At 67.2% G+C, this 25371-nt stretch carries 19 protein-coding genes; 9 read left to right on the top strand and 10 right to left on the bottom strand.

The genetic code is table 11. From position 1 onward, the window contains the following. Positions 1 to 12: 12 nt before the first annotated feature. Positions 13 to 453, bottom strand: coding sequence for a hypothetical protein (locus QOZ81_RS00880; RefSeq protein WP_291203016.1), 441 nt, complete (start codon positions 451 to 453; stop codon positions 13 to 15). Positions 454 to 622: 169 nt separating this feature from the next. Between QOZ81_RS00880 and QOZ81_RS00875 the strand changes: the two genes are divergently transcribed. Beyond that, entirely contained in the window at positions 623 to 1363 is a 741-nt protein-coding gene (locus QOZ81_RS00875) for a methyltransferase domain-containing protein (protein WP_291203019.1), read from the top strand. Between the two features lie 88 nt (positions 1364 to 1451). After that, entirely contained in the window at positions 1452 to 2618 is a 1167-nt protein-coding gene (dinB, locus tag QOZ81_RS00870; protein WP_291203022.1) for a DNA polymerase IV, read from the top strand. Between the two features lie 460 nt (positions 2619 to 3078). Here the strand turns inward: dinB and QOZ81_RS00865 are convergent, their stop codons facing one another. Further along, complete coding sequence (locus QOZ81_RS00865) at positions 3079 to 3594, bottom strand: hypothetical protein (RefSeq protein WP_291203025.1); 516 nt, start codon at positions 3592 to 3594, stop codon at positions 3079 to 3081. 82 nt (positions 3595 to 3676) lie between these two features. Beyond that, entirely contained in the window at positions 3677 to 4252 is a 576-nt protein-coding gene (locus QOZ81_RS00860; protein ID WP_291203028.1) for a hypothetical protein, read from the bottom strand. A gap of 456 nt (positions 4253 to 4708) precedes the next feature. Here QOZ81_RS00860 and QOZ81_RS00855 point away from each other — a divergent pair, with 456 nt between their 5' ends. Continuing rightward, a complete protein-coding gene (locus tag QOZ81_RS00855) occupies positions 4709 to 6151 on the top strand; it encodes a glyceraldehyde-3-phosphate dehydrogenase (RefSeq protein WP_291203030.1) in 1443 nt (480 codons plus the stop codon). Between the two features lie 8 nt (positions 6152 to 6159). Here QOZ81_RS00855 and QOZ81_RS00850 read toward each other — a convergent pair whose 3' ends face one another. The 3 genes from QOZ81_RS00850 to QOZ81_RS00840 all read right to left on the bottom strand — a co-directional run bounded on the left by QOZ81_RS00850 (position 6160) and on the right by QOZ81_RS00840 (position 8963). After that, positions 6160 to 7122 (bottom strand): AraC family transcriptional regulator, encoded by a 963-nt coding sequence (locus tag QOZ81_RS00850; RefSeq protein WP_291203033.1) that lies wholly within the window; start codon positions 7120 to 7122, stop codon positions 6160 to 6162. Between the two features lie 234 nt (positions 7123 to 7356). Beyond that, positions 7357 to 7932: an NAD(P)H-dependent oxidoreductase gene (locus tag QOZ81_RS00845; RefSeq protein ID WP_291203036.1), complete on the bottom strand. Its 576-nt coding sequence runs from the start codon at positions 7930 to 7932 to the stop codon at positions 7357 to 7359. 35 nt (positions 7933 to 7967) lie between these two features. Then, a complete protein-coding gene (locus tag QOZ81_RS00840) occupies positions 7968 to 8963 on the bottom strand; it encodes an aldo/keto reductase (RefSeq protein WP_291203039.1) in 996 nt (331 codons plus the stop codon). A gap of 307 nt (positions 8964 to 9270) precedes the next feature. On the opposite strand from QOZ81_RS00840, the gene QOZ81_RS00835 reads away from it, so the two are divergent. Next, a complete protein-coding gene (locus QOZ81_RS00835) occupies positions 9271 to 9843 on the top strand; it encodes a hypothetical protein (protein WP_291203042.1) in 573 nt (190 codons plus the stop codon). A 7-nt stretch (positions 9844 to 9850) separates the two neighbouring features. On the opposite strand, the gene QOZ81_RS00830 is transcribed toward QOZ81_RS00835, so the two are convergent. Genes QOZ81_RS00830 through QOZ81_RS00815 form a run of 4 tightly spaced genes read right to left on the bottom strand, consistent with a single transcriptional unit; the run spans position 9851 to position 16932 of the window. Beyond that, entirely contained in the window at positions 9851 to 13084 is a 3234-nt protein-coding gene (locus tag QOZ81_RS00830) for an alpha-mannosidase (protein WP_291203045.1), read from the bottom strand. Between the two features lie 33 nt (positions 13085 to 13117). Then, complete coding sequence (ptsP, locus tag QOZ81_RS00825; protein ID WP_291203048.1) at positions 13118 to 15595, bottom strand: phosphoenolpyruvate--protein phosphotransferase; 2478 nt, start codon at positions 15593 to 15595, stop codon at positions 13118 to 13120. Then, complete coding sequence (locus QOZ81_RS00820; RefSeq protein ID WP_291203051.1) at positions 15596 to 15892, bottom strand: PTS fructose transporter subunit IIB; 297 nt, start codon at positions 15890 to 15892, stop codon at positions 15596 to 15598. After that, positions 15889 to 16932, bottom strand: coding sequence for a PTS fructose transporter subunit IIC (locus QOZ81_RS00815; protein ID WP_291203054.1), 1044 nt, complete (start codon positions 16930 to 16932; stop codon positions 15889 to 15891). Before QOZ81_RS00815 ends, QOZ81_RS00820 begins: the two co-directional genes overlap by 4 nt. 117 nt (positions 16933 to 17049) lie before the next feature. On the opposite strand from QOZ81_RS00815, the gene QOZ81_RS00810 reads away from it, so the two are divergent. The 5 genes from QOZ81_RS00810 (at position 17050) to gmk (ending at position 25316) form a co-directional block, all read left to right on the top strand. Then, on the top strand, positions 17050 to 17910 hold the full coding sequence (locus QOZ81_RS00810) for a helix-turn-helix domain-containing protein (RefSeq protein WP_291203057.1): 861 nt from the start codon (positions 17050 to 17052) through the stop codon (positions 17908 to 17910). A 74-nt stretch (positions 17911 to 17984) separates the two neighbouring features. Further along, entirely contained in the window at positions 17985 to 19796 is a 1812-nt protein-coding gene (locus QOZ81_RS00805; RefSeq protein WP_291203060.1) for a response regulator, read from the top strand. 393 nt (positions 19797 to 20189) lie between these two features. After that, complete coding sequence (gene gdhA / locus QOZ81_RS00800) at positions 20190 to 21539, top strand: NADP-specific glutamate dehydrogenase (RefSeq protein WP_291203063.1); 1350 nt, start codon at positions 20190 to 20192, stop codon at positions 21537 to 21539. Between the two features lie 90 nt (positions 21540 to 21629). Continuing rightward, positions 21630 to 24644, top strand: a complete 3015-nt coding sequence (locus QOZ81_RS00795; protein WP_291203066.1) for a PEP/pyruvate-binding domain-containing protein — start codon at positions 21630 to 21632, stop codon at positions 24642 to 24644. Between the two features lie 57 nt (positions 24645 to 24701). Beyond that, positions 24702 to 25316, top strand: a complete 615-nt coding sequence (gene gmk / locus QOZ81_RS00790) for a guanylate kinase (RefSeq protein WP_300715233.1) — start codon at positions 24702 to 24704, stop codon at positions 25314 to 25316. Positions 25317 to 25371: the final 55 nt, after the last annotated feature.

Genomic DNA, 25371 nt, shown 5'->3' with positions numbered 1-25371 from the left:
CGGAAGACTTCCTCAGCGGTGGAGGCAGTCCTCGGGCGGGCCCGTCTGGCCCCCCTGCTCAGGCATCAATCCCTGCGGGGCGAAGGCATCCGGGCAGAACCACGCGGCGAGCCCCGGAGCCTGGACCCGGACCTGGGCGGTCGTACGGGGCAGGGAGGCCGTGGAGTACCCGAAGCGATCCCGGGGTGGCGCGCCGCCATCGCCATCGCGGCGGGTCTTGGCCTGGTTCTGGGTGCCTTCGGCGCCCTGCCGGGGCACCGGCGAGGCTTCGCGCCCCGAGCGATCCCGGTCGGCCAGCCGCGCGTCGGGGGGCGGCAGGGGCGCGCAGGCGGCCAGCGAGACGTAGCCCTCGCAGGACATTCCGGCGGTGGCGGCCTGGAGGGCATGAACGGACAAGAGCCCACTGGCCGCAAGGGCCAGGGTCAGCCAAATCCGTTTCAGAGACCTCTGCATGCCGTCCTTCGATCGCCTTCATTATAGGGGGCTCCGTGCGGCGTCCTTTCCTAAACCTGGCCCAAAGCCCACCCCCCCTTTCGGCCTGAGCATGAAGCAGGGAAGCGAGACCCGGCGAAGGCGCCGAGCTGCCCGCATCCGGGTCGTCTACCATGGGGAGAGACTCTGGATGCCCCCACCCCAAGCCGCCGAACCCGGCCCTCCCCACGCCCTGCCCGCACCGGACCCGATCCACGAGGTCGTGGCCAGGCTGGAGGCAATCCCCGTGGCGGGGGACCGCTGGCTCCGGGGCTACGGGAAGAGCAAGGTGCGGACCGACCAGCTCTACCCTGCGGCCCTGCCGCTGATCCCACCGGGCGAGACGGTGCTGGACCTGGGCTGTGGGATCGGCCTGCTGGGGCTGCTGCTGGAGGCCAGAGGGCTCCACAACGACACGTTCGGCATCGAGTGGGATCCGGCCAAGGCCCGGTTTGGCCAGCGGCTGGCCAACGGGAGCGTGAGGGCGCGAATCCTCTGCGGGGACCTGTTCCAGGTGCCCTGGCCCCCTTGCACGGTGGTGGCGGTCCTGGACGTGCTCCACTACCTGCCCGCGGCGCGCCAGCGCGACCTGCTGTTCAGGATCGGCGCGCACCTCCCGGAGGGCGGCAGGCTTCTGCTCCGGGCCATGGACTCCCAGACCCGGGGGATGGCGATCCTGACTCGCCTTGCCGAATGGGTGGCCGTGGGATGCCGGTGGAACCTGGCGCCCTCGGTCCATTGGCGGCCCCTGGCCGACCTCCGGATCGACCTGGCGGGCGCTGGTTTCAGCCTGCTTTCGGCTCCGGGAGCGACCGGGACCATGGCCGGGAATCAGCTCCTGCTCTGCGAAAAGACCGCGGGGACCGGGCGCGGTCCGGCTTCCTCGACCTGAAGGCGGGAACCCGTGCACCGCGCCCACGCCACCCACGCCGGCCACCGCCCTGAACGGGCGGGGCCTCGCGTTATGCCGGGGAGCCCGGGTGTCCGGTGAGCCGCGGCGCATTGCGCACCTGGACATGGATGCCTTCTTCGCGTCGGTGGAGCTGCTGGAGCATCCCGAGCTGAAGGGGCTGCCGGTGGTGGTGGGCGGGCGGCGGCCCGTGGCAACCGTGCCGGGGCAGCCCTACCCGAGGCTGAAGGACTACGCGGGCCGGGGCGTGGCCACCACGGCCACCTACGAGGCCCGCGCCTTCGGCGTGCACAGCGGCATGGGCCTCATGAAGGCCGCGGCCCTGGCGCCGGAGGCCATCCTGCTGCCCGCCCACTTCGAGGCCTACGCGCGAGTGTCGCGGGCCTTCAAGGCCGCCGTGGCCGAGGTGGCGCCGCTCATCGAGGACCGCGGCATCGACGAGATCTACCTCGACCTGACAGATGTTCCGGGAACCTCGCGGGAGCTGGGCCTGCGCCTCAAGGCGGCGGTCCGCCAGGCCACGGGGCTGAGCTGTTCCATCGGCATCACGCCCAACAAGCTGCTCTCCAAGCTGGCCTCGGAGCTGGAGAAGCCCGACGGCCTCACGATCCTGGGCCTGGAGGACCTGCCCGCCCGCATCTGGCCCCTGCCCTGCCGCGCCATCAACGGCATCGGGCCCAAGGCCGCCGCCAAGCTCGAAGGCCTCCACCTGCGCACCATCGGGGAGCTGGCCAGGGCCGATCCCGCCGGGCTGGTGGAACACTTCGGGCGGAGCTACGGCGCCTGGCTGCACGAGGCCGCCCACGGCCGCGACGACCGGCCCCTCACGCTGTCGCGGGAGCCCAAGTCCATCAGCCGTGAGACCACCTTCGAGCGGGACCTCCACGCCAAGCAGGACCGCGAGGCGCTGTCCCGCATCCTCCTGGACCTCTGCGAGCGGCTGGCCCAGGACCTGGCCCGCAAGGGCGTCCTGGCCGGCAGCGTCGGGATCAAGCTGCGCTTCGAGGACTTCCAGACCGTCACGCGGGACCAGACCCTGCCCGCCCCCATCGCCGACGCCGAGCGCCTGCGCGAGGCCGCCCGCACCTGCCTCAAGCGCGTGGACCTGACCCGCAAGCTGCGCCTGCTGGGGGTACGGGCGGGAGCGCTGGTCCAGGCCGACCACGCGAATTCCGGAGCCACCAGGCCAGTGGAGGTTCCACCCCCAGGGCTCTTCGATCCGATGGATCTCACCTAGGCTTGGCCCGGTGAGGATTCAGAACAAATTGGATTCCGCGCGAACAAGGCGAAGTGGTCACGTCTGCAACAGGGCGGTGAGCGGGCTCGAGGTTGTCGGAAGCTGATCGAGAGTGGAAGACGATGCAGGCCGGGCCCGAATTGAGTGGAGGGTTAGGTGCTGCAAGGTTGGTCAAATTACTTTTTCTTACCCAAAGACACGAATCGATGAATGGCCCATAGCCCAAGCGTATAAGCGATCATTCGAGTTACTCCATGCCCCGGACGCGATTTCGGTCTTGGCCGAGCTAATTCCATTTGCGCCCATTCGGGCTTAATCAAAGCGAGCACCAAAAGGATAAGGAAGTAGAGCAGGGCTACGGCAAAGGGGATTACCAATATGATTCCACAGTCCTTGGGGCTCATCATGGGATCAACCTTAAGCGGAAGGCAATGCAGGTGGGTCTGCGTTGAAACGAAGGTCAGGCACCTAGGGCATGTTCAATTGCTTCTTGTAGTTTGTTAACTCGATTCTCACCAAATGGAAGTGATGCAGACCCCGTTGAGGGCTTCGATGGGTGACAGCACTTCAAACCAGTAAGCTGGTCGGACTTGCCAAAAATATTGGCGTTTTCGATGATCCAGAACCCTTCAGGGTTCAATTCCCTACTCAGATACACGATGAAAAGCTGATCCCACCCCCTGTGGATGGGCGAGATAGTTCTCGTTTTTGAGAACCCCGAAACGGTTTTAACTTGGATTCGAACCGGGGGATCGACTGCAATTTCAATGTCCCACCCCTTCTCGCTGTGACTGCCGTAGCGCAGTTTGTCCACGCCATGAATTTTGGCTAAGTAGAGGTAGGCGTAGTATTCGCCGATACAACCTGTTTTTTGATCTCCACCAGGAATGCTTGGGTGAGTGTCCTGCAGGTGTTGAAGTTCAGCGTACGCATGAGCGTAGGTTCGAATTGCTTTTAAAATCTTGGAATGAGGCATCGGGCCACCTAACGGGTGAATCTAACCGGACCCCGCATGCACCATGGAGCTAAGCGGTGTCGACAAATCAGAGTGAAAGTCGTTAAACATTTTGCAAAATTAAACAGAATGCGATAGCCAGTATTACTAGAATTGGAGGTATCCAGTTTCTCGCTACCCGAAAATTAGGTTCACCGCGTTTAACCCGATCCCATTCAGATTTCAGCAGTGGTCTTGAGTAGGCCACAGCAGATTCAATAGCAGGAAGGGTATTCCTCCCATCTGATTCTCCCTTCGCTGCAGCGATCTGGGCAGCAATCGCTTGGTCCATTAGAGAGAGGAGTTGGATGTGTTCCGCCTCACCAGAATTCAAACGGAGTTTGATTCTGTAATAGGTCTGGGCGACAGTGAGACGGTACTCGCGAACCTGATCCTCGCTGAAGGCGAATTTCATTCCTGCCTTCTGCGCTTCAGGAAGGCGTTGCTCTTCTGTGGCCCGGGCCATTGCTCGAGAGACCGAAAAAAAAGTGGCAAGATCTTCACGTAGTGCGTCGATCCAAGCCTGTCTGAAATCAGAAATTTTTTGCTCCTTTGTTAGCGTCAGGTGGAGAAATGAAACGCCCGCTGCAAATAGGGCCGCTATCACTGTTGCGGTTGCCGCAATTGACTGGTTAGCCATTGAGTGACTCCTCGAGGCCTAACTAGAGCTTCTGCAAAAAGGAGGTTGGCAAAATTGTGTGGAAGGGAGTAACGACAACACCCGTTCTACAACCATCGAACGATTTCTCATTCGAGGAGCGTATTCCACAAATGTAGATGGTAGACGGATGGCTGCTTTTCAATGGAATGTCCGCGAAAATCATACCGCATGGACTTGTCATCTTCGATTCGAACGTCAACGCTCATCCGCGGGCCTGACCCCATCGCTCTGACCGCCTCTGGCAACAGATGACGAGGCCGTGGCCCTGTGACCGGCACCAGGGTTCCCATTGCGCCGGTCCTCCCCGGACCCCTGGTGTTGACGGAGGTCCACTTGGAGACCATTCCTTGTGGCCCTTTCCATGCCAGGGCAAAATGGATGTTTGGCTTGAATCGCGGTTCAGACAGCTGAATGGCCACCCGGAGATCGCCCATCATGAATACCTCCAAGCAGGATAGTTACCTCAAGGACTGGCAGGCCCAGGAGGCCACGGCGGAGCGCATGCTGCCCATCCTCGGCAGCCTCTACCGGGACAAGAACATCGTGGTGAGCGTCTATGGGCGCTCCCTGGTCAACAGCACGGCCATCGACATCCTCAAGGCCCACCGCTTCGCCCGGCAGATCCTGGATGACGAATTGTCCGTGCTGGATTCCTTTCCCCTCCTCAAGGCGATCTGCAAGCTGGACCTGGCGCCGGCGCGCATCGACCTGGGCAAGCTGACCTTCCACTTCACCACCGAGGGCGGCGGCCTGTCGGCGGACGAGTATGTCCGCCGGGAGCTGGCCAGCGTCCACACGGGCAGCAGCCCCATCCTGGACGAGCCCCAGGACATCGTGCTCTACGGCTTCGGCCGCATCGGCCGCCTGCTGGCCCGCATCCTCATCGAGAAGGCCGGCAGCGGCGAGAAGTTCCGCCTCAAGGCCGCCGTGGTGCGCAAGGGCGCCGCCGACGACCTGCTCAAGCGGGCCAGCCTGCTGCGCCGCGACTCGGTGCACGGCCCCTTCAACGGCATCATCACCATCGACGAGGAAGAAAACGCCATCATCGCCAACGGCAACCTGATCCGCATCATCTACGCGGACAGCCCCGAGGGCGTGGACTACACCCAGTACGGCATCCGCAACGCCATCCTCATCGACAACACCGGCAAGTGGCGGGACCGCGCCGGCCTGAGCCGCCACCTGCAGGCCCCGGGCATCGCCAAGGTCATCCTGACCGCGCCGGGCAAGGGGGACATCCCCAACGTGGTGGCCGGGGTGAACCACGACCTGATCACCGCCGACGAGCAGATCTTCTCGGCGGCCAGCTGCACCACCAACGCCATCGTGCCGGTGCTGAAGGCCCTGCAGGACCGCTACGGCATCCTGCACGGCCACATCGAGACCTGCCACTCCTACACCAACGACCAGAACCTCATCGACAACTACCACAAGGCCTCGCGCCGGGGCCGCAGCGCGCCGCTGAACATGGTCATCACCGAGACCGGCGCCGCCAAGGCTGTGGCCAAGGTCATCCCCGAGCTGGGCGGCAAGCTCACCGGCAACGCCATCCGCGTGCCCACCCCCAACGTGTCCCTGGCCATCCTCAACCTGGAGCTGGGCCGGTCCGTGACCGCCGCCGAGCTCAACGGCTACCTGCGGGGCATGTCCCTGGAATCGCCGCTGCAGAACCAGATCGACTACACCAACTCGCCCGAAGTGGTCTCCAGCGACTTCGTGGGCTCGCGCCACGCGGGCGTGGTGGATTCCCTGGCCACCATCGCCGAGGGCAGCCGCGTCGTGCTGTACGTCTGGTACGACAACGAGTTCGGCTACAGCTGCCAGGTGGTGCGCATGGTGCAGAAGATGGCCGGCATCGAGCTGCCCTCGCTGCCCTAACCCGCCCCTCAGTCCACCGCCACCGGCCCCGGCACCCCGCCCTGCTCGCGCAGCCGCGCGATGTCCCGGGTGGGGGCGTCGCCGAAGTACCGCCCGTACTCCCGGGCGAACTGCGAGGGGCTCTGGTAGCCCACGCGGCGGCTGGCGGTGCCCGCATCCAGCATGGTCAGCAGCATGAGGCGCCTCGCCTCCTGCAGGCGCAGGGCCTTCTGGTACTGCAGGGGGCTCATGGAGGTGATGGCCTTGAAGTGCTGGTGGAAGGACGACGGGCTCATGTGGACCAGGGTGGCGAGCCGCTCCACGTCCAGGGGCTGGTCGAAGTGGGAGCGCACCCAGGAGACCGCCTTGGAGACCTGCTGGATCCGGCTCTCCTCCTGGCCGATCATCGCGAGCCGCAGGCCCAGCGAACTTTTCAACAGCCGGATCAGGATCTCGTCCATGACCAGCGGCGCCAGCAGGTCGGCTTCCCCAGGCTGGGACGCCAGCCCCATGAGCCTCACTACCGCGTTGATCACGTGGTCATCCACCTGATCCACGCAGATCGCGTGGCCGTCTTCCCGCTTCGGCAGGCCCAAGGGGTAGACCTTGGCGGTCAGGTCGGCGATGCGGGCAGGGTCGAGGTCCAGCCGAAGGCCAAGGTAGGGCGCATCCAGGCTGCCCTGGGTGACTTGGGCGGTGATGGGGACATCCACGGAATAGACCAGCATGCGCGAGGCGTCGTACTCATAGATCTCCTTCCCGAGGATGACCCGCTTGGCGCCCTGGGCCACCATGCACAGGGCCGGCTGCATCACGGCGTGGTGCATCTCCTTGTCGGTGCGGGAAGCCTTGGATACATGGACGCCGGGCAACCGGAGGTCGAAGGTCCCGTCGTAGGGGGCATGGGCCAGCAACAGGCGCGTCAGCTTGGCCAGATCCGTCAGGTCGTCTTCCGGATCCGGGGTGCGGGAAGGGGCATGCATTCTGGTCATGGGAAGGGTCCGTAGAACGACATCGGAGGTGATGGGATTTTCGTTCCCGCAGGGTCCTGGGTGGAGGAGAACACGGCGGTGGCACCTGGAGGGTGGGGCTGGCTGAAGGGCTGAGACCTTACCACACCCACAGCGAGCCTGGGCCCTAGGTCGGCCTGACATCTTCCACCGCGAAGACCGCTTTGCGGCCCTTTCCCAACCAGTCGACGGCCTTGGGGAGGGATCGCAGCCCCATCATGCACCTTCTCCGAGGCAGTGTTCCTCCAGATGCCGACTGTAGTCTTCAAGCGAGCTCGGAATGTCGGGGCTCTTGAAGATGTCGAACCCCATGAACTTGTAGTTCGAGGTGATGTGGAGGAATAAGTCCCCCGTTCCCTTCCCGCCGTACAACACGCCGTTGGGGTTGTCGAAGGCCTCTCTTGGGGCATTCCAGGTGGCGGAGATCATGAATCTCCTTCCCTGCATGAGACCGCCGCTCCCGTACTGGCGGCTCGGATCCTGGCGCGTGCGGCCATCGCCTTCCAGCAGGGCCTTCGTGGTCAGCCCTGCGTTGAAGACCTCGTCCACGTACTTCTTGTAGATCCACGGCGCCGAGAACCAGTTCACCGGCGTCTGGAGGATGACCAGGTCGGCCGAGACATGCTTGTTCACTTCCTCTTCCGGGTCATAGCCGCGCTCGACATAGGTCTCGGCGACCTGATGTCCCCGCGCCGTGAAGAAGGCCTTCGCGTGGTCCATGAAGGCGAGGTTCAGCTTGCCCTCGGACCATCCGGGATAGGCAAGGTGGGCATTGATGATGAGAACGTTCATGGATCTGTCTCCGTCGTTTCCGGGCTTCATGCCGATCAGCGGCCCACCAGCTTCTGCAGGTGCGCCGGGTACCGCTCACCCTGCAGCTCGATTCCCGACGCGGCGGCATCGATGGCCTTCAGATCGCCGGCGCTGAGTTCCAGGGCGGCGCCCCCCAGGTTCTCCTCGAGCCGGTGCAGCTTGGTGGTGCCCGGGATGGGGACGATCCAGGGCTTCTGGGCCAGCAGCCAGGCCAGCGCCAGCTGGGCGGGCGTCGAGCCCTTGGCTGCCGCGAGGCTCTTGAGCACCTCGACCAGGGCCAGGTTCGCCTTGCGGGCTTCCGGCGTGAAGCGCGGCACGACGTTGCGGAAGTCGGAGGCATCGAAGGTCGTGGTCTCGTCGATCTTGCCCGTGAGGAAGCCCTTGCCCAGGGGGCTGAAGGGCACGAAGCCGATGCCGAGCTCTTCGAGGACAGGGATGGTCTCCAGCTCAGGTTCGCGCCAGAACAGGGAGTACTCGCTCTGGAGGGCCGCCACCGGCTGCACGGCATGGGCGCGGCGGATGGTCTGCACGCCGGCTTCCGAGAGGCCGAAGTGCCTGACCTTGCCCTGCTGGATGAGGTCCTTCACGGCGCCCGCCACGTCCTCGATGGGCACCTCCGGATCCACCCGGTGCTGGTAGAAGAGGTCGAGGGCCTCCACGCGCAGGCGCTTGAGGGAGGCCTCGGCCACGGCCTTGATGCGCTCGGGCCGGCTGTTCAGCCCGCCCGGATTCTGGCCGCTCACCTGGTCGATGGCGAAGCCGAACTTCGTGGCGATGGCCACCCGGCCCTTGAAGGGCGCCAGGGCCTCGCCCACCAGCTCCTCGTTGACCCAGGGCCCGTAGACCTCGGCCGTGTCGAAGAAGGTGATGCCCTGCTCGACGGCGGCGCGGATCAGGGCGATGCCCTCCTGCTTGTCGACGGCGGGGCCGAGCCCGAAGCTCAGGCCCATGCAGCCCAGGCCGAGGGCGGAGACTTCGAGGCCGTTCGTTCCAAGGGTGCGCTTCTGCATGACGTTCTCCTGTTGGTGGGACGGTGGGTTGGATGCTTCAAATGGTTTTCAGCGAGGCCATGTCGATGACGAAGCGGTACCTCACGTCACCCTTGAGCAAGCGCTAGCAGGCTCCTTTGATGTCCTGCATGGCGACAGAGGCAAGTCTAGGGACGGGCCGTTCTCCGGGTTTGCCCATTGCTCCGAACTTCTAGCCCGAACCTCCAGGGGCCCGAAGAGCCCTCCCAGCCCATCGACCGGATGGCCTCGACCTATCCCCCTGAAAGGACGGACAATGGCCTGCGGTCCGGTCACGGAGGAGCAGGCCATGGCGAAAGCACCCTTTGTCGCGCAGTGGGTCCAGGCCGGGGCCGACATCTTCCAGTGGGGGCGCAAGGCCGCCTACTGGAAGGGCAAGAAGGGCTGGTGGGCCTCCCGCCAGGATGTGGAGGGCATCAAGGGGCCCTTCCGCACGCCGGGCGCCGCCCAGAAATGGGCCGAGGAGCCCTTCCGCGAGCAGCACCGGCAGGCCCGGCAGAAGCTCCAGGACGAGGCCCAGCAGGCGCTGGAGGGACGCAAGGCCAAGCGGGCCGCCCAGCAGGCGCGGGAGGCGGAGCTGGCGCGGGAGCGCGAGGCCCGGGACCTCCTCACCTGGAAGGGGCTGCCCGCCGAGGCGCGCAAGGTCGAGCCGGGCCAGGTCTGGGCCATGCGGGATCCCCGCTTCGAGCAGCACCAGATCCTCGTGGTCGAGGTGAAGAAGACCATCGCCGTGGTCCTCGCCCGGGATGCCCGATCCACGCCCTGGAAGGGGCTGGCCCGGGAGCCCAGGACCCTCACCCACCTGCCCCGCCTCTATCGGCTGGCGGGCACGGCGAAGGTCCCCGGGCTGCCCAAGACCTAGCGTTCTCCTAGAACTTCCCGAACCTCGCTCCAAAAGAGGCATCCCGGACCAGGTCGGGGAACAGGGGCTGCAGCGGCCGGACGCCGGCGTTGTCCAGCGTGGCGGCGGTGACCGCGAACACCTTCACGCGCGGATCCCTGGGCAGCCTCAGGCTCGTCGCGCCGCTGGGGACCTCCACGGCCACCGTGAAGAGGTAGCTGTAGGCGTAGACGTCATCCTGGCCCTTGGCATGGCGGTGCGAGGCCCACCAGGCGGGCCGACCGGCGTTCAGGAAGGCGGGCGCGAGGCGCTCCAGGTCGTTGTTGATCGAGTAGGTCTTCTCGTCCACCTCGTCCTTGAAGACGCGGTTGTCCCAGGAGCCCACGAAGCCCGTCCAGCGCGGGATCTCCAGCGTCGTGACCTTTTCCCCGGCGCGGAAGTCGGCCTTCACGGCCTCGGTGGTGGCGGCCACCAGCAGGTGGACGCGGGTGGTCCCCGCGGGAAGGGCGAGGGTCTGCCCGGCGCAGGTGAGGGCGTTCTTCTGGCCATCGCCACGGGGCCCCATGGAGAAGCGCAGGCCGCCGGCTTCCACCGTCGCCCCGATCATCTCCGAGGGATAGCTGGCGTAGGGCTCCATGGCCCCGCCATCCATGCGGTCGGCGTTGGTGCTGAAGACCGCCGCGTCGAAGGGGATGGCCACGGGCTGGGCGGCAGGGGCCGACACGCGCGCCGGAGCCTCCAGGTCGAGCCCGAGGGTCCGCAGCTGGTAGGGCGTGAAGTCCAGGGCCAGCCGCCCCTTCTGGGGCTGGAGGTCCGCCAGGGGCCGCTCGAAGCCATCCAACGCCTTGGCACTGCGGATGGCCCCGGCGGCCTGGAGGTCGATGCGGGCGGCGGCGCCGCGCAGCTCCTGAAGGCGCACCACGATGGCACGGCCGTCCTCTGAGCGCTTGACGGCCTGGATGGCCACGTCCGCAGACGAGGTGCGCAGCAGGCTGAAGCTGCGACCGAGGGGGCCTTCATGCTTGGGCACGGCGAAGGCAACGAGGGGCTGGTCCTGGCGCAGGGCCAGCCAGGGCGCGCCCTGCCAGCCGGCGGCATGGCCCGCCAGGCCGTAGGTGAAGCTGTGGCGGCCCCAGTCCTGCCAGCGCTGCTCGCGGTAGTCCTTGCCGACGCCCGGCGTGTAGAGCAGCGTGAGCCGCAGCGTGTGGTCATCGGGCTTGTCGGTGCCGTACTTGGCGCCGGTGAGCAGGGTCACGCCGTACCCGGCCTGGACGTCCGTGAGGTCCATCCAGCCGTGGGTGGGCACTTCGTACTTCTTGGGATCGTTGTTGCCCCGCTCGATGGTGCCCAGGTCCAGGTTGTAGGTGGCCTTGGCGTGGGCGGCGGCCAGGGGGAAGGTGGCCTTCAGGCTGGCCTCGGAGGTCTTCCAGTCCACGAGGTTGGCGACCTCCACGCGATCCCCCGCGGCGCCGGCGGCGAGGCGGATGGTCTGGACGAAGCGCGAGCCTTCGCTTTCGCGGATCACCTCGAGGGCCACGCGCACCGGGCCGTCCTCGCTGACGCGGATGGCGGCGGGGCCCGAGACGAAGGCGCGGGGCGCCTTCTGGCGGTCGTTCCAGTCCATGTTCCAGGCCGGCCAGTGCTGGGGCTTCTCATGCTGGAAGGCCAGCCGCGCGGGCGCGGACAGGAGCTCGCGCTTGAGCTGCTTGTCGAACACGCTGTCGATGTCCCCGGCCTCATTGAGCTTCACGCGGTAGCGGGCGTTCTCGGCCGTGCGGCCCTGCACTTTCAGCTCGCCGGCCGAAGGCGCCTTGCCGGGCCGCAGCCCGAACACCGCGAAGCCCAGGCTGGGCACGTTGGCCTGGAACAGCACGCGGCGGCGGCCGTCTGCCCCCACGGTCATCTGGGTGGGAAGGGCGGCTCCGTTGGCATCCACGGCCGTGACCTGGGCTTCGCCTTCGAGCTCGGCGGGCAGCAGGGCCTCCACCAGGTCCTTCCGGGCGATGCCCAGGGCGTTGTAGACCACCAGGGGCACACCGTCCACGCGGGTATCCAGGCCCCGGGCCACGGCGCCCACGGCATCTTCCAGCGTGCCTTCGAAGGCCTTGGCGGCGAGGAGGCCGTCGTTCCAGGCGTACTCGTAGGCCTTGGGCAGGCTGGTGCCCGGCAGGATGTCGTGGAACTGGTTGCGCAGCATGAGGCCCCAGGCCTTCTCGAGGGTGGCGGCCGGATAGGGGCTGGCCTGCAGCAGGTCGGCGGCCACGGAGGCCTTTTCCGCCGCGTCCGCCAGCAGCTCGTCCTGCCGGTTCATCCGCTTCATGAAGGCGGCCGAGGTGAGGGAACCCGCGGAGTGCTGGGTGAGCAGCAGGTCGCCCTTGTAGCCCGGCAGCTTGGCCTTCTGGGCCTCGGTGATGGCCTCGAACATCAGGTCGGCCCGCCCGGCGATGACCTTCACCGGGCCCTTGGCCGCGAGGCCCTGCCACAGGGTCTGCAGCGAGTCGTTCCAGGGCGCGCCGCCCTCATCCCCGGTGCCGTTGTAGAGGTAGTCCACCTTCAAACCGCTGGCCAGGCCGTTGGCATCCAGGCGCTTCACCCAGGCCTCCCCCGTGAGGGGCGTGGTGATGTGCGCGTCGTAGCTCCCCGGGTTCAGGGCGGCGATGATCGAGCGGCCATCGGGGCCCTCCCAGCGGCCCACGTTGAAGGGCACGCCGTTGGCGGAACCCCAGGTGAGCTTCTGGGTGGAGAAGCCCTTCAGCCCGCAGTGGGCCAGGATCGAGGGCAGCGAAGCCGGGAAGCCGAAGCAGTCCGGCAGCATGTACTCGGAGCTTTCGGTGCCGAACTCCCGCTTGAAGAAGGTGTGCCCCAGCAGCAGCTGGCGGAGGAGGGATTCCGAGGACGGCACGTTCACGTCCGATTCCTCCCAGGCAGAGCCGGCGGGGAACCACTGGCCCTTGGCCACGTAGCCCTTCAGCCGCGCGTACTCCCCGGGGTAGTACTCCTGGAACATCTGGTAGCGGCCCGCGCCGCTCCAGTTGAAGACGTAGTCCGGGTGCTGTTCCATCAGCGCGAAGTTGTCGTACAGCGTGTTCCGCAGCATCTCCCGGACCACCAGGGGATAGGACCAGCGCCACTGGGTATCCAGGTGGGAGTAGTTCATCACGTAGAGGGTCCGCTCCTTCGCCAGGTCCTGAGGCGGAGTCGGGGGCGCGGCCGCGAGGGCGAGGCCGAGGGCGGAGAGGGCGGTGGTGCGGAGAAAGCGCATGAAGGCTCCTGAAGCAGCGTGGCGTGGAGGGTCCTAGTCGGAGAGGACCGGGCGGAGCAGGTCGAGCAGGGCGTCGGCGCCGGGGGCGTCGAGGAGCCCCTGGCGGAAGTCGGCATCCATGAGGCGGCGGGCCAGCCGGGCGAAGACCCGGAGGTGCTCGTCGGCGCCATCGGGCCGCGTGATGAAGAGGAGGACCAGCCTGGCCTCGGCCTCGTCGCTCCAGACCACCGGCGCGGCCAGCCGCAGGACGGCGATGGCGTTGGCGGCCACGGCGGGGCTCTTGCAGTGGGGCACCGCGAAGCCGAAGCCGATTCCCGTGGCGTAGGCGGCCTCCCGGGCCCAGATGGCTTCCTCCAGGCCCAGGGGATCCCGGGTGCGTCCGGCGCTGACGAGCCGCTCCACCAGGAGCTTGAGGGCCTCCTCCTTGGTGGCGCAATCGGCCCCGAGCACCACCAGGTCTGGATCCAGCAGGGGCGGCGCGGCGCCGGAGCCCAGGGCCCCATCCAGGAGCCCTTCGACCTCGAGGGCGGTGGCGGCCCGCAGCGCCTTCCGGGTGAGGTCCAGGCAGGCTGGCAAATCCAGGGAGGCGAGGGCGGCCCGGATGCCCCTCACGGCGGAGGGCGCCACGCTGAGCTCGTCGAAACCGAGGCCCAGCAGGAGTGGCAGCAGCCTCGTCCGGCTGGCCATCTCCCCGCAGAGGCTCAGGGGCTTCCCGGCGGCCTTCGCGCCCTGGGCGATGTGCGCCAGGAGGCGCAGGGTGGCCGGATGCCACTCGTGGCTGGCCTTCGCCAGGCCGGCGTCGCCGCGGTCCGCGGCGAACAGGTACTGCACCAGGTCGTTGGTGCCCACGCAGAGGAAGTCCGCCTCGCGGGCCAGCGCCTCGAGGTTCAGCGCGGCCGCGGGGACCTCCACCATGATGCCGAGGGGCACCTCCGGCGCCGTGGCGCCTTCGGCGGCGAGGTCCTCCCGCACCTCCCGCACGAGGGCGCGCACCCAGCGCAGCTCCTCCACCTCGGCGACCATGGGGATCATCAGGCGCAGGTGGCCGTGGGCCGCCGCGCGCAGGGCCGCCCGGACCTGGGTGCGCACCAGGTCCACCTGATCGGCGTACCAGCGGACGCCGCGACGGCCGAGGAAGGGATTTGCCTCCGGCAGCAGGGGCAGGTAGGCCAGGGGCTTGTCGCCGCCCACGTCCAGCAGCCGCAGGGTGACGGGCCGCCCCGCCGCTTCCCGGAGCACCCGGGCATAGGCCTGGACCTGCTCCTCCTCGCCGGGCGGAGTCGGCCGGTGGAGGAAGAGCATCTCGGTGCGGAACAGCCCGATGCCCTCGGCCCCGGCCTCCAGGGCACGGGCGGTCTCTTCGGCGGCGGAGATGTTGGCGAGCACCTGCACGGGATGCCCATCCTGCGTTCGGGCCTCGGGCAGTGTGGCCAGGCGGGCCGTCCACCGCCGCAGTCCCTCGCTCTCCAGGCGGTAGTAGGCCTCGACTTCAGGGGTGGGTTCCGCAATGACGAGGCCCCTGAGCCCATCCACGAGCAGGCGCTTCCCTTCGACAGCCTCGGGCACCAGTCCGGTCACACAGGGGATCCCGAAGGAGCGGGCCAGGATGGCCGTGTGGGAGGTGCCGCCGCCTTCGGCCAGCACGAGGCCCCGCAGGAGTCCGTGATCCAGGGCGAGGAGGGTCGAGGGCGCCAGCCGCTCGGCCACCAGCACCGAGGGCTGGACCAGGCACAGGCGGGAGGCCTCGGGCGCCTCACCGCCGAGCTCGCGGAGCAGCCGGTCGGCCACGTCCTGCAGGTCCAGGGCCCGCTCGCGGATGGCCGCATGCTCCGAGCGGCCCAGCAAAGCTTCCGCCGACCGCGTGGCGGCCTCGACGGCGGCCGCGGCGCCCAGGTGATCCTCCCGGATGGCGGCCTCGATGCCGCGGCGCCAGCCCGGATCCTCCAGCAGGGCGCGGTGCACCTCCAGCACGCTGCGCGGGGCGGCATGGGTGGCCTGGCGAATCTCAGCCTGCAGCCGCGCCCCCAGGGCCGCGATGGCCCCCTGGAGCGCCTGCAGCTCGGCCTCGGCCTGCGGTTCGCCCTGCGGCTCCCGGGACCGCGGCGCAGTGGCGCTCAGCCCCACGGCCAGGCCGGTACCCACGCCTTCAGAGACACCCTCGCCCGCCCACCAGCGTCCGCCGGAGCGCTCCACCAGGCGCGGGACCACGGTGGAGGCCCGCGTCCCGGACGCCACGCTGCGGTCGCAGTCCAGGAAGGGGCCCTGCAGGAAGGTGACCAGGTCGCGGTGGGCCTCGGCCTCGTCGCCGGCTTCCACACGGATCCGGCAAGGGTCGCCCTTCCGGGTGTCCGTGGCCAGCAGGCCCAGCACGCTGTCCAGGGATGCGGTCCGGCCCGTGCGCTCGTTCAGGAATTCGAAGCGGGCGGAGTGGGCCGCGCTCCGCTCGCGGAGGGCGGCGGCGGGCCAGGCGTGGAGGCCGCCCGCCAGGGGGAAGTCGAAGGCGTAGTCCATTCAGAGGCGCGCGAAGATCTCGGCCGGGTTCTTGATGGCCAGCTGCACGGGCACTTCCAGGATCCGGGGGACGCCGGCAAAGCGCTCCCGCCCCTGCACGGGCAGATCCGACGCGAAGATCACGGCATCGGCGCCCGCCACGTCGGCCTCCGTCAGCCGGTTCTCGATGCCCATGGCGCCCTGGGTCTCCACCTTGATGCTGTGGCCCAGCTGCTTGCCCGTGCGCTCCAGCTGCTCGGCAGCCATGTAGGTGTGGGCGATGCCGGTGGGGCAGGCCGTGATGGCGAGGATCTTCATGGGGCCTCTGCAGAGGGCTGGGCGGGCCGGGCGTGGGCGCGCAGGAGGTTGATGGTCACGGCCACCGCGAGGGTGCCGATGGCGATGGCGGCGAGGTACCACCCGCGGTGGTCCACCACGGGCAGCACGATCAGCCCGCCGTGGGGCGCGTGGTCGCCCACGCTGCCCAGCATCGCAATGACCGCGCCCAGGGCCGAGCCGCCCATGATGGTGGGGATCACGCGGAGGGGATCGGCGGCGGCGAAGGGGATGGCCCCTTCCGTGATGCCGATGGTGCCCATGGCCAGGGCCGCCAGGCCCGATTCGCGCTCGCTGTCCGACCAGCGCTTGGGGGCCAGGAGCGTCGCCAGGCCCAAGCCCAGGGGCGGGATGCAGATGGCGGCGGCGCAGGCGCCCATCACGCCCACGTGGCCCTCCTTGATCATGGCCACGCCGAAGAAGAAGGCCGCCTTGTTCACGGGCCCCCCCATGTCGAAGGCGATCATGGCGCCCAGCACGAGCCCGAGCAGGATCTGGTTGCCGCTGCCCAGGTTCTGCAGCGCCAGGGCCAGCCAGGCCATGAGCCCCTTGATGGGTGCGCCCAGGAGGCCGTACATGGCCAGACCCACCACCAGGGAGGACAGCACGGGAATCACCAGGATGGGCATGATGGGCCGCAGCAGCCGGTGCACCGGGAGCTTCTTCAGCAGCACGACCACGCCACCCGCCAGGAGGCCCGCCGCCAGCCCACCCAGGAAGCCCGCCCCCACGGCGTTGGAGATGAAGCCCCCCACGAAGCCGGGCACCAGGCCCGGGCGGTCGGCCATGCCGAAGGCGATGTAGCCCGCGAGCACGGGCACCACGAGGGAGAACGCGGCCACGCCGATGTCCATGATCAGCTTCAGCACCGGGGCCTGGCTGAAGTCCGGGCCGGTGCCGGGCCGCATGGGGGCGAAGGCGATGGCCACGGCGATGAGGATGCCGCCACAGGCCACGAAGGGGATCACGTGGGAGACGCCGCAGAGGAGGTAGGTCTTCAGACGCTGAAGGCTCGCGTGCATGTCGGCTCCTGAGGACTCGCTGACAGCGTAGTCGCCGGGATGGGTCCACCAAAAGGGGGAGTTCTGTCCCTTCATTTGCACTTTTTGGCACCATCATCAAGAAGCTGGAGACGCCCCATGTCCGAATCCCATGCCACCGTCTGGCGAATCCCCTCGACCCCCCTGGACGAGGCCTGGGGGCTGTACGTGAGCACCATCGCCTCGGGGGAGGAACAGGTGGGCCTTCCCCCCGGGCGCTGGCGCCTGGCCTGCGTGGTGCGGGGCGCCGGCACCCTGACGGCCCCCGGCCGCCGCCGCCAGCGGGTGGAGGCCGGGGACGTGGTGCTGTCCTCCGCCGCCAGCGGCGGCGCCCTGCTGCCCGATCCGGGTCGGCCCTGCCGCAGCCACCAGGTGGATTTCGGCGGGGCCTGGATGGAGCGCTGGGAGGAGGCGGGCTTCTTCGGCCCCCTGCCACGGGTGATCCGGGCGGGCTTCGACGAGGCCCTGCTGGGACTCATGGTGAAGCTGGTGGAGCTGGCCAAGGACCCGGTGCCGGATTCCGGCCGCCTCATGGCCGGAGCCCTGGGCCACCTGCTCGCGCGGCTCGAATGCACCACCCGTGCGGGCAGCGGCGTGGGTCGGCAGCGCGGACTCGTCCAGGACGCCTGCCGCCTGCTGGGAGATCCCGAGCGCAGCCGCCTGGGCCTGGAGACCGTCTCCGAGGATCTGGGCGTGAGCTACTCCTGGTTCCGGCGGAGCTTCCGCACCCACACGGGCCTCACGCCGCAGCGCTACCGCCTGCTTCAGCAGGTGGAGCGGGCCTGCCAGCTGCTGGGCGACACCAGCCTGTCCGTGGGCGCCATCGCCGAGCGGCTGGGCTTCAGCTCCCAGGCCTATTTCGCCCGCCGCTTCCGCAAGGAGACGGGGTTCTCGCCCACGGTCTGGCGGCGGCAGCTCGTGGGTGGGGCGGACCAGGAAGATTCGAAAATTCGCCCCTGATGGGCCAACAATGCCCTGTGGCCCCGATCGCCAGAGGCGTATAAGTGACTTTTGGTGATCAATGGCCAGGCCTCATGAGGACTAAGGGCGACGTTCTCGACCTTCTGGTCCCGCCAAAGGCCCGCGAGGATCAGCGGCGCCGGCTTCGCCACCGCGGGATCGCCAAGTCCCTCCTTTCCATTTCCGGCGTGGTCGCCATCCTTTTTCTGGCCTACATCCTGGTGCGGTCGGATCTCACCCGACAGGAGGGCCTGCTCTTCGCCACGGCCATCCTCTCCCCGATCCTGGGCGCCCTGTTCGTACGCGTCACGGGCCGCCTGGAGCTGGGGTTGTTCCTCACCAACATGGCTGGCATCGGCATCGTCGCGTTCTGGTGCGCCATCACCGGGGGCATCACCTCGGTGGCTCTGCCCTGGTTTCTTCCGAATCTGTTCCTGCTGAGCACCTTCGGCAGCAAACGGATGCTGATCTCGACGGCTGGCGTCCTCCTGGCGGTGCTCGTCCTGCTTTTTGAAGCAACCCTTCGAGGCAGGCTCCCCGTGAATCAGGCCCCGGCCTCCCTGACCCCGGAATTCACCTTTCTCTCCATCCTTTCCAGCGTGGCGGTGGTGGTGGTGGCAGCCGTCGCCGTGACCTCGGAGCGCGAGAAGTCCAAGCGTCTCCTCTATGAAGCCAAGAATGCCGCGGAAGCGGCCAACCACGCCAAGTCCGTCTTTCTCGCCTCCATGAGCCATGAGCTGCGAACACCTCTGAACGCCGTGCTGCTCTCCGCAGACCTGCTCAAGGAGGATCAGAATCCACCCCTGAGCCCCCGACAGTCCCACCTGGTGGACCAGCTCCATCAGGGCGGAGAGCTGCTGCTGGGGCTCGTCAACCAGGTCCTGCAGCTCAGCAGCATCGAAGCGGGAAAGGTGACCATTTCAATCGAGGAGATCCCGCTCTCTGAACCCTTCTCCAACTCCCTCAGCCTGGTCCTGCCCCTGGCCAATCTCCGCCAGATCCAGATCCACTTTGATCTTGAGCAGCTTTCCAACCTGCGCGTTCTGGCCGACCCAGTGCAATTGAGGTCGGTGCTGATCAACATCCTGTCCAACGCCGTGAAGTACAACGCGCCCCTGGGCCAGGTCTTCATCAACGCCCGTCGGGTGCAGCCGGGCATGGTTCGCATCGAGATCCGCGATACGGGGCAGGGGATCCCCGAACACTTGCAGGAGGGGATGTTCCAGCCCTTCAACCGACTGGGCGCCGAGGGAACGAAGATCGAGGGAACCGGGCTGGGGCTCTCGATCAGCGCGCGCCTCATCAGGATGATGTCGGGCAATCTGGGCTTCGACAGCCTCCAGGGACAGGGCAGCACCTTCTGGGTGGAACTCGTCGATGCCCGGACGGCATCCCAAGATGGACCTCCAGCCCCGGCGGTGGCCGCAAGGGCGCCGGAGGATCCGCCTCCCATCAACCCGCCCAAGGTCGCGCCCCTGGCCATCCTGATCGTGGAGGATCACCCGATCAATCAACAGCTTCTATGCCAGACCCTCGAGAAATGGGGGCATCAGGTTCTGGTGGTTTCTAACGGCGCGGAAGCGCTGGAGGTCCTGGGCGACCTGCAAGTGAGGCCCCCCGATTTCGACGTCATCCTCATGGACCTGCTGATGCCCGTCATGGATGGCCTGGAAGCCACTCGCCGCATCCGCCAGATGGAGGTTGGCAGTGGCCGCCACATCCCGATCGTGGCCGTGACCGCCTGCGTCATGGACGAGGACCGGAATGCCTGTATTCAGGCTGGAATGGACGACTACCTCCCCAAGCCGGTCAAGATCCGGGAGCTCATGAAGCGCCTGGAACGCATCCCGCCGAGCGGGCGAGTCGGGCGCGCCGAGGCACCCTGAGGCAGGGTGATCCAGGCTCCGCCCATGCAGCCCCCGGCGCCGAACCCGAAATTCCGGACACCTTGATCGGGGGCCCATGGACGCAGCATTCCCTCCCCGGAGGCGACCGACAGGGGGAAGGGAGTGCCAGACTTCCGGGTTCGCCTTGATTTGACGGTTCGTCAACCACCCGAGAGGTAACCCTTAAAAACATGCCCCATTTAGTGCTTCTCATCACCTCTTCATCCCTCGGCCCTCCCGACATCTGGTTCCTCCGGCTAGAGTCATGTCGTCCCGTTTCCGACCTTGAAACGCGCCATCGCAGCCCCGGGACGGGCCCCTTGGTGAACCCCTTCTGATCAACACCCCGGGCATGTGCCCCTCTTTCTCAACACCTTCCTTCCTGGAGGAACCATGAGCCAGTACGTCACCGAAGTCCTTGAGGGCCTCAAGAAGAAGGCTCCCTGGGAGAGCCTGTTCATCCAGGCCGCCACGGAAATCCTGCACTCCCTGGATCCGGTCCTCGAGAAGGAACCGAAGTACAAGAAGAACGCCATCCTCGAGCGGATCGTCGAGCCCGAGCGCGCCATCGGCTTCCGCGTGCCCTGGGTGGACGACAAGGGCATCATCCGCATCAATCCGGGCTGGCGCGTGCAGTTCAGCAGCGCCATCGGGCCCTACAAGGGCGGCATCCGCTTCCACCCCAACGTCACCCTCGACACCCTGAAGTTCCTGGGCTTCGAGCAGATCTTCAAGAACAGCCTCACCGGCCTGCCCATGGGCGGCGGCAAGGGCGGCTCCAACTTCGATCCCAACGGCAAGAGCGACGCCGAGATCATGCGCTTCTGCCAGTCCTTCATGATGGAGCTGTTCCGCCACATCGGCCCCGACACCGACGTGCCGGCCGGTGACATCGGCGTGGGCGGCCGCGAGGTCGGCTACATGTTCGGGATGTACAAGAAGCTCGCCAACGAATTCACGGGCGTGCTCACCGGCAAGGGCCAGTACTGGGGCGGCAGCCTCATCCGTCCCGAGGCCACGGGCTACGGCGTGGTCTACTTCGCCGAAGAGGCGCTGAAGACCAAGGGCAACACCATCGCCGGCAAGAAGGTCGCCGTGTCCGGCTTCGGCAACGTCGCCTGGGGCGCCGTCACCAAGGCCACCCAGCTGGGCGCCAAGGTGGTCACCATCTCCGGCCCCGACGGCTACATCCATGACGCCGACGGCATCAGCGGCGAGAAGATCGCGTACATGGAGGAGATGCTCCGCATCGACCGCATGTCCGTGGCCCCCTACGCGGCCAAGTTCAAGACCGCCCAGTTCCACGCCGGCAAGCGCCCCTGGGAGCAGAAGGTGGACGTGGCCCTGCCCTGCGCCATCCAGAACGAGCTGAACCTGGACGAGGCCAAGGGCCTGCTGGCCAACGGCTGCCTCGCCGTGGTGGAGGGCGCCAACATGCCCAGCACCCTGGATGCCGTGGAGTTCTTCCAGGCCAACACCGACAAGATCATCTTCTCCCCCGGCAAGGCCTCCAACGCCGGCGGCGTGGCCACCTCGGGCCTCGAGATGTCCCAGAACTCCATGCGCCTGGGCTGGACCGCCGAGGAAGTGGACGCCCGCCTGCACCAGATCATGATCAACATCCACAAGTCCTGCGTGGACGCCGCCGCCCGCTTCGGCACCCCCGGCAACTACGTGAACGGCGCGAACATCGCCGGCTTCCTCAAGGTGGCCGATTCGATGATCGACCAGGGGCTCGTGTAACCACCAGCCTTTCGCAGTCACAGAAAAGGGGGCCGCATGCGGCCCCCTTTTCTGTGCAGACCGGTACACTTCCTGGAACCTGGGGCACCGATGATCAGCAGCGAGTTCAATGAGATCTTCCGCAAGTACGCCTCGGACAAGGAGATCTTCCACGACCTGATGCCGCTCCGGGCCCGGGAGATCCTGCTGGTGGCCCCGGCCTTCGACGCCTTCACGCTGGAGCAGGACGGCCTGCTCACGGAAATCCTCTTCGAGGGCTACTACCAGCTCAACATGAGCAACCCGCCCCGGGTGACCAACGTCTCCACCGCCGAGGAGGCCCTGGAGAAGTGCGCCAGCCGCCACTTCGACATGATCATCGTCATGAGCCGCCTGGGCCAGGGCGGCCACGTGGAGCTGTCCAAGGCCCTGAAGAAGGCCGCGCCCCGCACCCCCATCTACCTGCTGCTCAACGACAACGTGGAGGTGGGGGCCCTCGACCGGCGCCGCCAGGAGCTGCAGCGGAACTACGACCAGGTCTTCGTGTGGAACGGCAATCCCGAGGTCTTCATGGCCATGGTGAAGTTCATGGAGGACCGGTCCAACGTCGAGAACGACACCTCCGTGGGCCTCACCCGCGTGATCCTCCTGGTGGAGGACAGCATCCGCTACTACTCGCGGTACCTGCCCATCCTGTACAGCGAACTGCTCAAGCAGACCACCCGCCTGGCCAAGGACCACAGCGCCGACGGCATGAGCCGCACCCTCGCCATGCGGGTCCGCCCCAAGGTGCTCCTGGCCACCACATACGAGGAGGCCATCGCCTTCGCCGACCGCTACCAGGACTTCCTGCTCTGCGTGATCACGGACCGGAAGTACCCCAAGGACGGGGCCCTGGACCGGGAGGCCGGCATCAAGCTCATCAAGGCCGTGAAGCACCGGAACCCCTACCTGCCCACCCTGCTGCAGTCGTCGGACCCCTTCAAGGAGTCCTGGGCCACGGCCATCCAGAGCGGCTTCCTGAACAAGAACTCGTACACCCTGGGCGCCGAGCTCTCGGCCTTCTTCCACGAGAGCCTGGGCTTTGGCGACTTCATCTTCCGCAACGAGCAGGGCCAGGAGATCGCCCGGGCCGTGAACATGGAAGACCTGCAGGCCAAGCTGCGCACGGTGCCCGTGGAGTCCCTGGTCTACCACGCCTCCCGGAACCACTTCTCCGCCTGGATCATGGCGCGCGGCGAGGTGCAGGTGGCCAAGGTGCTGGGGAAGTTCCGCATCACCGACTACCGCGACCCGGAGGAGATGCGCACCTTCCTCATCAACGTGGGCGACTACGTCCAGCGAATGAAGACCCTCGGCAAGGTGGTCCCCCTCACCGAGTCCACGCCGAAGGACGAGCCCAACATCCTGCGCCTGGCCCCGGGCTCCATGGGCGGCAAGGGCCGGGGCGTGGCCTTCATCCACTCCCTGCTGGCCCGCATGGACCTGGACAGCCTCGTGCCCGAGGCCAACATCCGCATCCCCCGCTCGGCCATCATCGGCACCGAGGAGTTCACCTCGTTCATCAGCCGGCACGGGCTGCGCCAGATGCTGCAGAACGACGTGGACGACGACCTCATCAAGCGGCGCTTCCTCACGGGCTCCCTCTCGCCGGAGCTGATGGCCAAGCTGCGCCTCTTCCTGGCGAACCACGCCCGCGGCCCCCTGGCCGTGCGCTCCTCGGGCCTGCTGGAGGACAGCCTGTCCCATCCCTTCGCGGGCCTCTACAACACCTTCTTCCTGCCCAACACCGACCCGGATCCCGGCGTGCGCGAGGCCCAGCTCGCGGAGGCCATCAAGCTGGTCTACGCCTCGGTCTACACCAAGGCCGCGCGCTCCTACTTCCAGGCCATCGACTACAAGATCGAGGAGGAGCAGATGGCCATCCTCGTCCAGGAGGTCTCCGGACGCCGCTTCGGCGACCGCTTCTATCCCCACATCTCGGGCGTGGCCCAGTCCTTCAACTACTACCCCGTGGCCTACACCCAGCCCCAGGACGGCATCGCCAACCTGGCCGTGGGCCTGGGGAAATACGTGGTGGAAGGGGACAAGGCCTATCGCTTCTCGCCCCCCTACCCCGAGATGGACATGCTGTCCCCCAAGGAGCAGTTCCGCACCACCCAGAAGCACTTCTACGCCCTGGACATGAGCCGCACGGCCATCGATCTGTACGGCGGCGAGGACGCCACCCTGCTCAGCCTGGACATCGCCGAGGCCGAGAAGGACGGCGCACTCCAGCACTGCGCCTCGGTCTGGGACTGGAACGACGACCGCATCCGGGATGGCCTGGACCACCCCGGGCCCCGCGTCGTGAACTTCCGGAACATCCTCAAGTACGACCAGTTCCCCCTCCCGAAGATCCTCCAGCACCTGCTGGAGCTGATCCGCGACGCCATGGAGACGCCCGTCGAGCTCGAGTTCGCCGTGAACCTCGACAAGGACCCCCTCAACGGCAAGCCCACCTTCACCCTCTTGCAGATCAAGCACCAGCTCATGGATTCCGCGGAGGTGAACCTGGATCCCGAGACGCTGGACTGCTCAGGGCTGTTCCTGTTCTCCGAGAAGTGCGTGGGCAACGGCGTGGTCGAGGGCCTGCACGACATCGTCTGGGTGGATCCCGAGGGCTTCGACAAGTTCGAGACGCCTGCCCTGGCCACCGAGATCGAGCACCTCAACGATCGCTTCCGCGCCGGTGGCGGGAAGTACGTGCTGCTGGGCCCCGGGCGCTGGGGCAGCAACGACCAGCACCTGGGCATCCCCATCCAGTGGTCCATGATCTCCTGCGCCCAGGTGATCGTGGAGTACGCCATGGAGAACTTCCAGGCGGATGCCTCCCTGGGCTCCCACTTCTTCCACAACGTGACTTCCCTGAACATCGGCTACTTCACCGTGCCCTACCCCCGGGGCTCCAGCGTCCTCGACTGGGACTGGCTGCGCCAGCAGCCGGAGACCTGGCGCTCGGGCTGCCTGGTCCACACGCGGCTCGACGAACCCGTCCACATCGTCATGGACGGGCGGCGCAGCGCCTCGGCGATCTTCAAGCGGACACCCCCGGCGCCGGAACCGGAGGCGGAGGCGTTCCTGTAAGCGCACCGGGGGCGGCTTCCTGGGCCCGTTCCGTTAAAGTGGAACCAGGAGGGGCCCTTGATCCAGCATCCGGGAAACGTGTTCGTGGTCTCCGCGCCCTCGGGCGCGGGCAAGTCCACCCTCGCCCAGCGCCTAGTGGCGACCGTGCCGGACCTCGTCTTCTCCATCTCCTTCACGACGCGGAAGCCCCGCCCCGGCGAGGTGGACGGCCGCGACTACTTCTTCATCGACGAGGCCCGCTTCGACGCCATGGTCCGCGAGGGCGGCTTCGTGGAGTGGGTGCAGGTCTACGGCCACCGCTACGGCACGGGCCGGGACTGGCTCCAGCAGACGCTGGCCACGGGCCGGGACGTGCTGCTGGACATCGAGACCACCGGCGCCAGGAACCTGCGCGAAGCCATTCCTGATGCTCGGATGATCTTCATCCTGCCCCCCTCGGCCGCCAGCCTGGAGCAGCGCCTGCGCAGCCGCGGCAAGGACTCGGACGAGCAGATCGCCATCCGGCTCAAGCACGCCCGCCACGAACTGGAGCAGTACCCGGCCTACGACTACCTGGTGTTGAATGACGACCTTGAGCTCGGCTACCGCCACTTCGAGAGCATCATCCTGGCCACCCGGGCCGGCCGGGAACGCATGGCCCCGGCCGCTCAGCGCATCCTGGAAGGCTTCTAGGAACCGCGAATGACGCGAATCGCCCTCCGGGCGCGCAAATGAAAGATATAAGGCA

The organism is Geothrix sp., assembly GCF_030219325.1.
Taxonomy (GTDB): domain Bacteria; phylum Acidobacteriota; class Holophagae; order Holophagales; family Holophagaceae; genus Geothrix.
Note: the sequence above shows the minus strand (reverse complement) of the source record. Positions and strands in the feature narration are given on the sequence as shown.

Excerpts from the sequence above, each read along its gene's own strand:
- QOZ81_RS00880 (WP_291203016.1), bottom strand. The coding sequence starts at position 453 with ATGCAGAGGTCTCTGAAACGGATTTGGCTGACCCTGGCCCTTGCGGCC.
- QOZ81_RS00875 (WP_291203019.1), top strand. The coding sequence starts at position 623 with ATGCCCCCACCCCAAGCCGCCGAACCCGGCCCTCCCCACGCCCTGCCC.
- QOZ81_RS00865 (WP_291203025.1), bottom strand. The coding sequence starts at position 3,594 with ATGCCTCATTCCAAGATTTTAAAAGCAATTCGAACCTACGCTCATGCG.
- QOZ81_RS00860 (WP_291203028.1), bottom strand. The coding sequence starts at position 4,252 with ATGGCTAACCAGTCAATTGCGGCAACCGCAACAGTGATAGCGGCCCTA.
- QOZ81_RS00855 (WP_291203030.1), top strand. The coding sequence starts at position 4,709 with ATGAATACCTCCAAGCAGGATAGTTACCTCAAGGACTGGCAGGCCCAG.
- QOZ81_RS00850 (WP_291203033.1), bottom strand. The coding sequence starts at position 7,122 with ATGACCAGAATGCATGCCCCTTCCCGCACCCCGGATCCGGAAGACGAC.
- QOZ81_RS00845 (WP_291203036.1), bottom strand. The coding sequence starts at position 7,932 with ATGAACGTTCTCATCATCAATGCCCACCTTGCCTATCCCGGATGGTCC.
- QOZ81_RS00840 (WP_291203039.1), bottom strand. The coding sequence starts at position 8,963 with ATGCAGAAGCGCACCCTTGGAACGAACGGCCTCGAAGTCTCCGCCCTC.
- QOZ81_RS00835 (WP_291203042.1), top strand. The coding sequence starts at position 9,271 with ATGGCGAAAGCACCCTTTGTCGCGCAGTGGGTCCAGGCCGGGGCCGAC.
- QOZ81_RS00830 (WP_291203045.1), bottom strand. The coding sequence starts at position 13,084 with ATGCGCTTTCTCCGCACCACCGCCCTCTCCGCCCTCGGCCTCGCCCTC.
- ptsP (WP_291203048.1), bottom strand. The coding sequence starts at position 15,595 with ATGGACTACGCCTTCGACTTCCCCCTGGCGGGCGGCCTCCACGCCTGG.
- QOZ81_RS00820 (WP_291203051.1), bottom strand. The coding sequence starts at position 15,892 with ATGAAGATCCTCGCCATCACGGCCTGCCCCACCGGCATCGCCCACACC.
- QOZ81_RS00815 (WP_291203054.1), bottom strand. The coding sequence starts at position 16,932 with ATGCACGCGAGCCTTCAGCGTCTGAAGACCTACCTCCTCTGCGGCGTC.
- QOZ81_RS00810 (WP_291203057.1), top strand. The coding sequence starts at position 17,050 with ATGTCCGAATCCCATGCCACCGTCTGGCGAATCCCCTCGACCCCCCTG.
- QOZ81_RS00805 (WP_291203060.1), top strand. The coding sequence starts at position 17,985 with ATGAGGACTAAGGGCGACGTTCTCGACCTTCTGGTCCCGCCAAAGGCC.
- gdhA (WP_291203063.1), top strand. The coding sequence starts at position 20,190 with ATGAGCCAGTACGTCACCGAAGTCCTTGAGGGCCTCAAGAAGAAGGCT.
- QOZ81_RS00795 (WP_291203066.1), top strand. The coding sequence starts at position 21,630 with ATGATCAGCAGCGAGTTCAATGAGATCTTCCGCAAGTACGCCTCGGAC.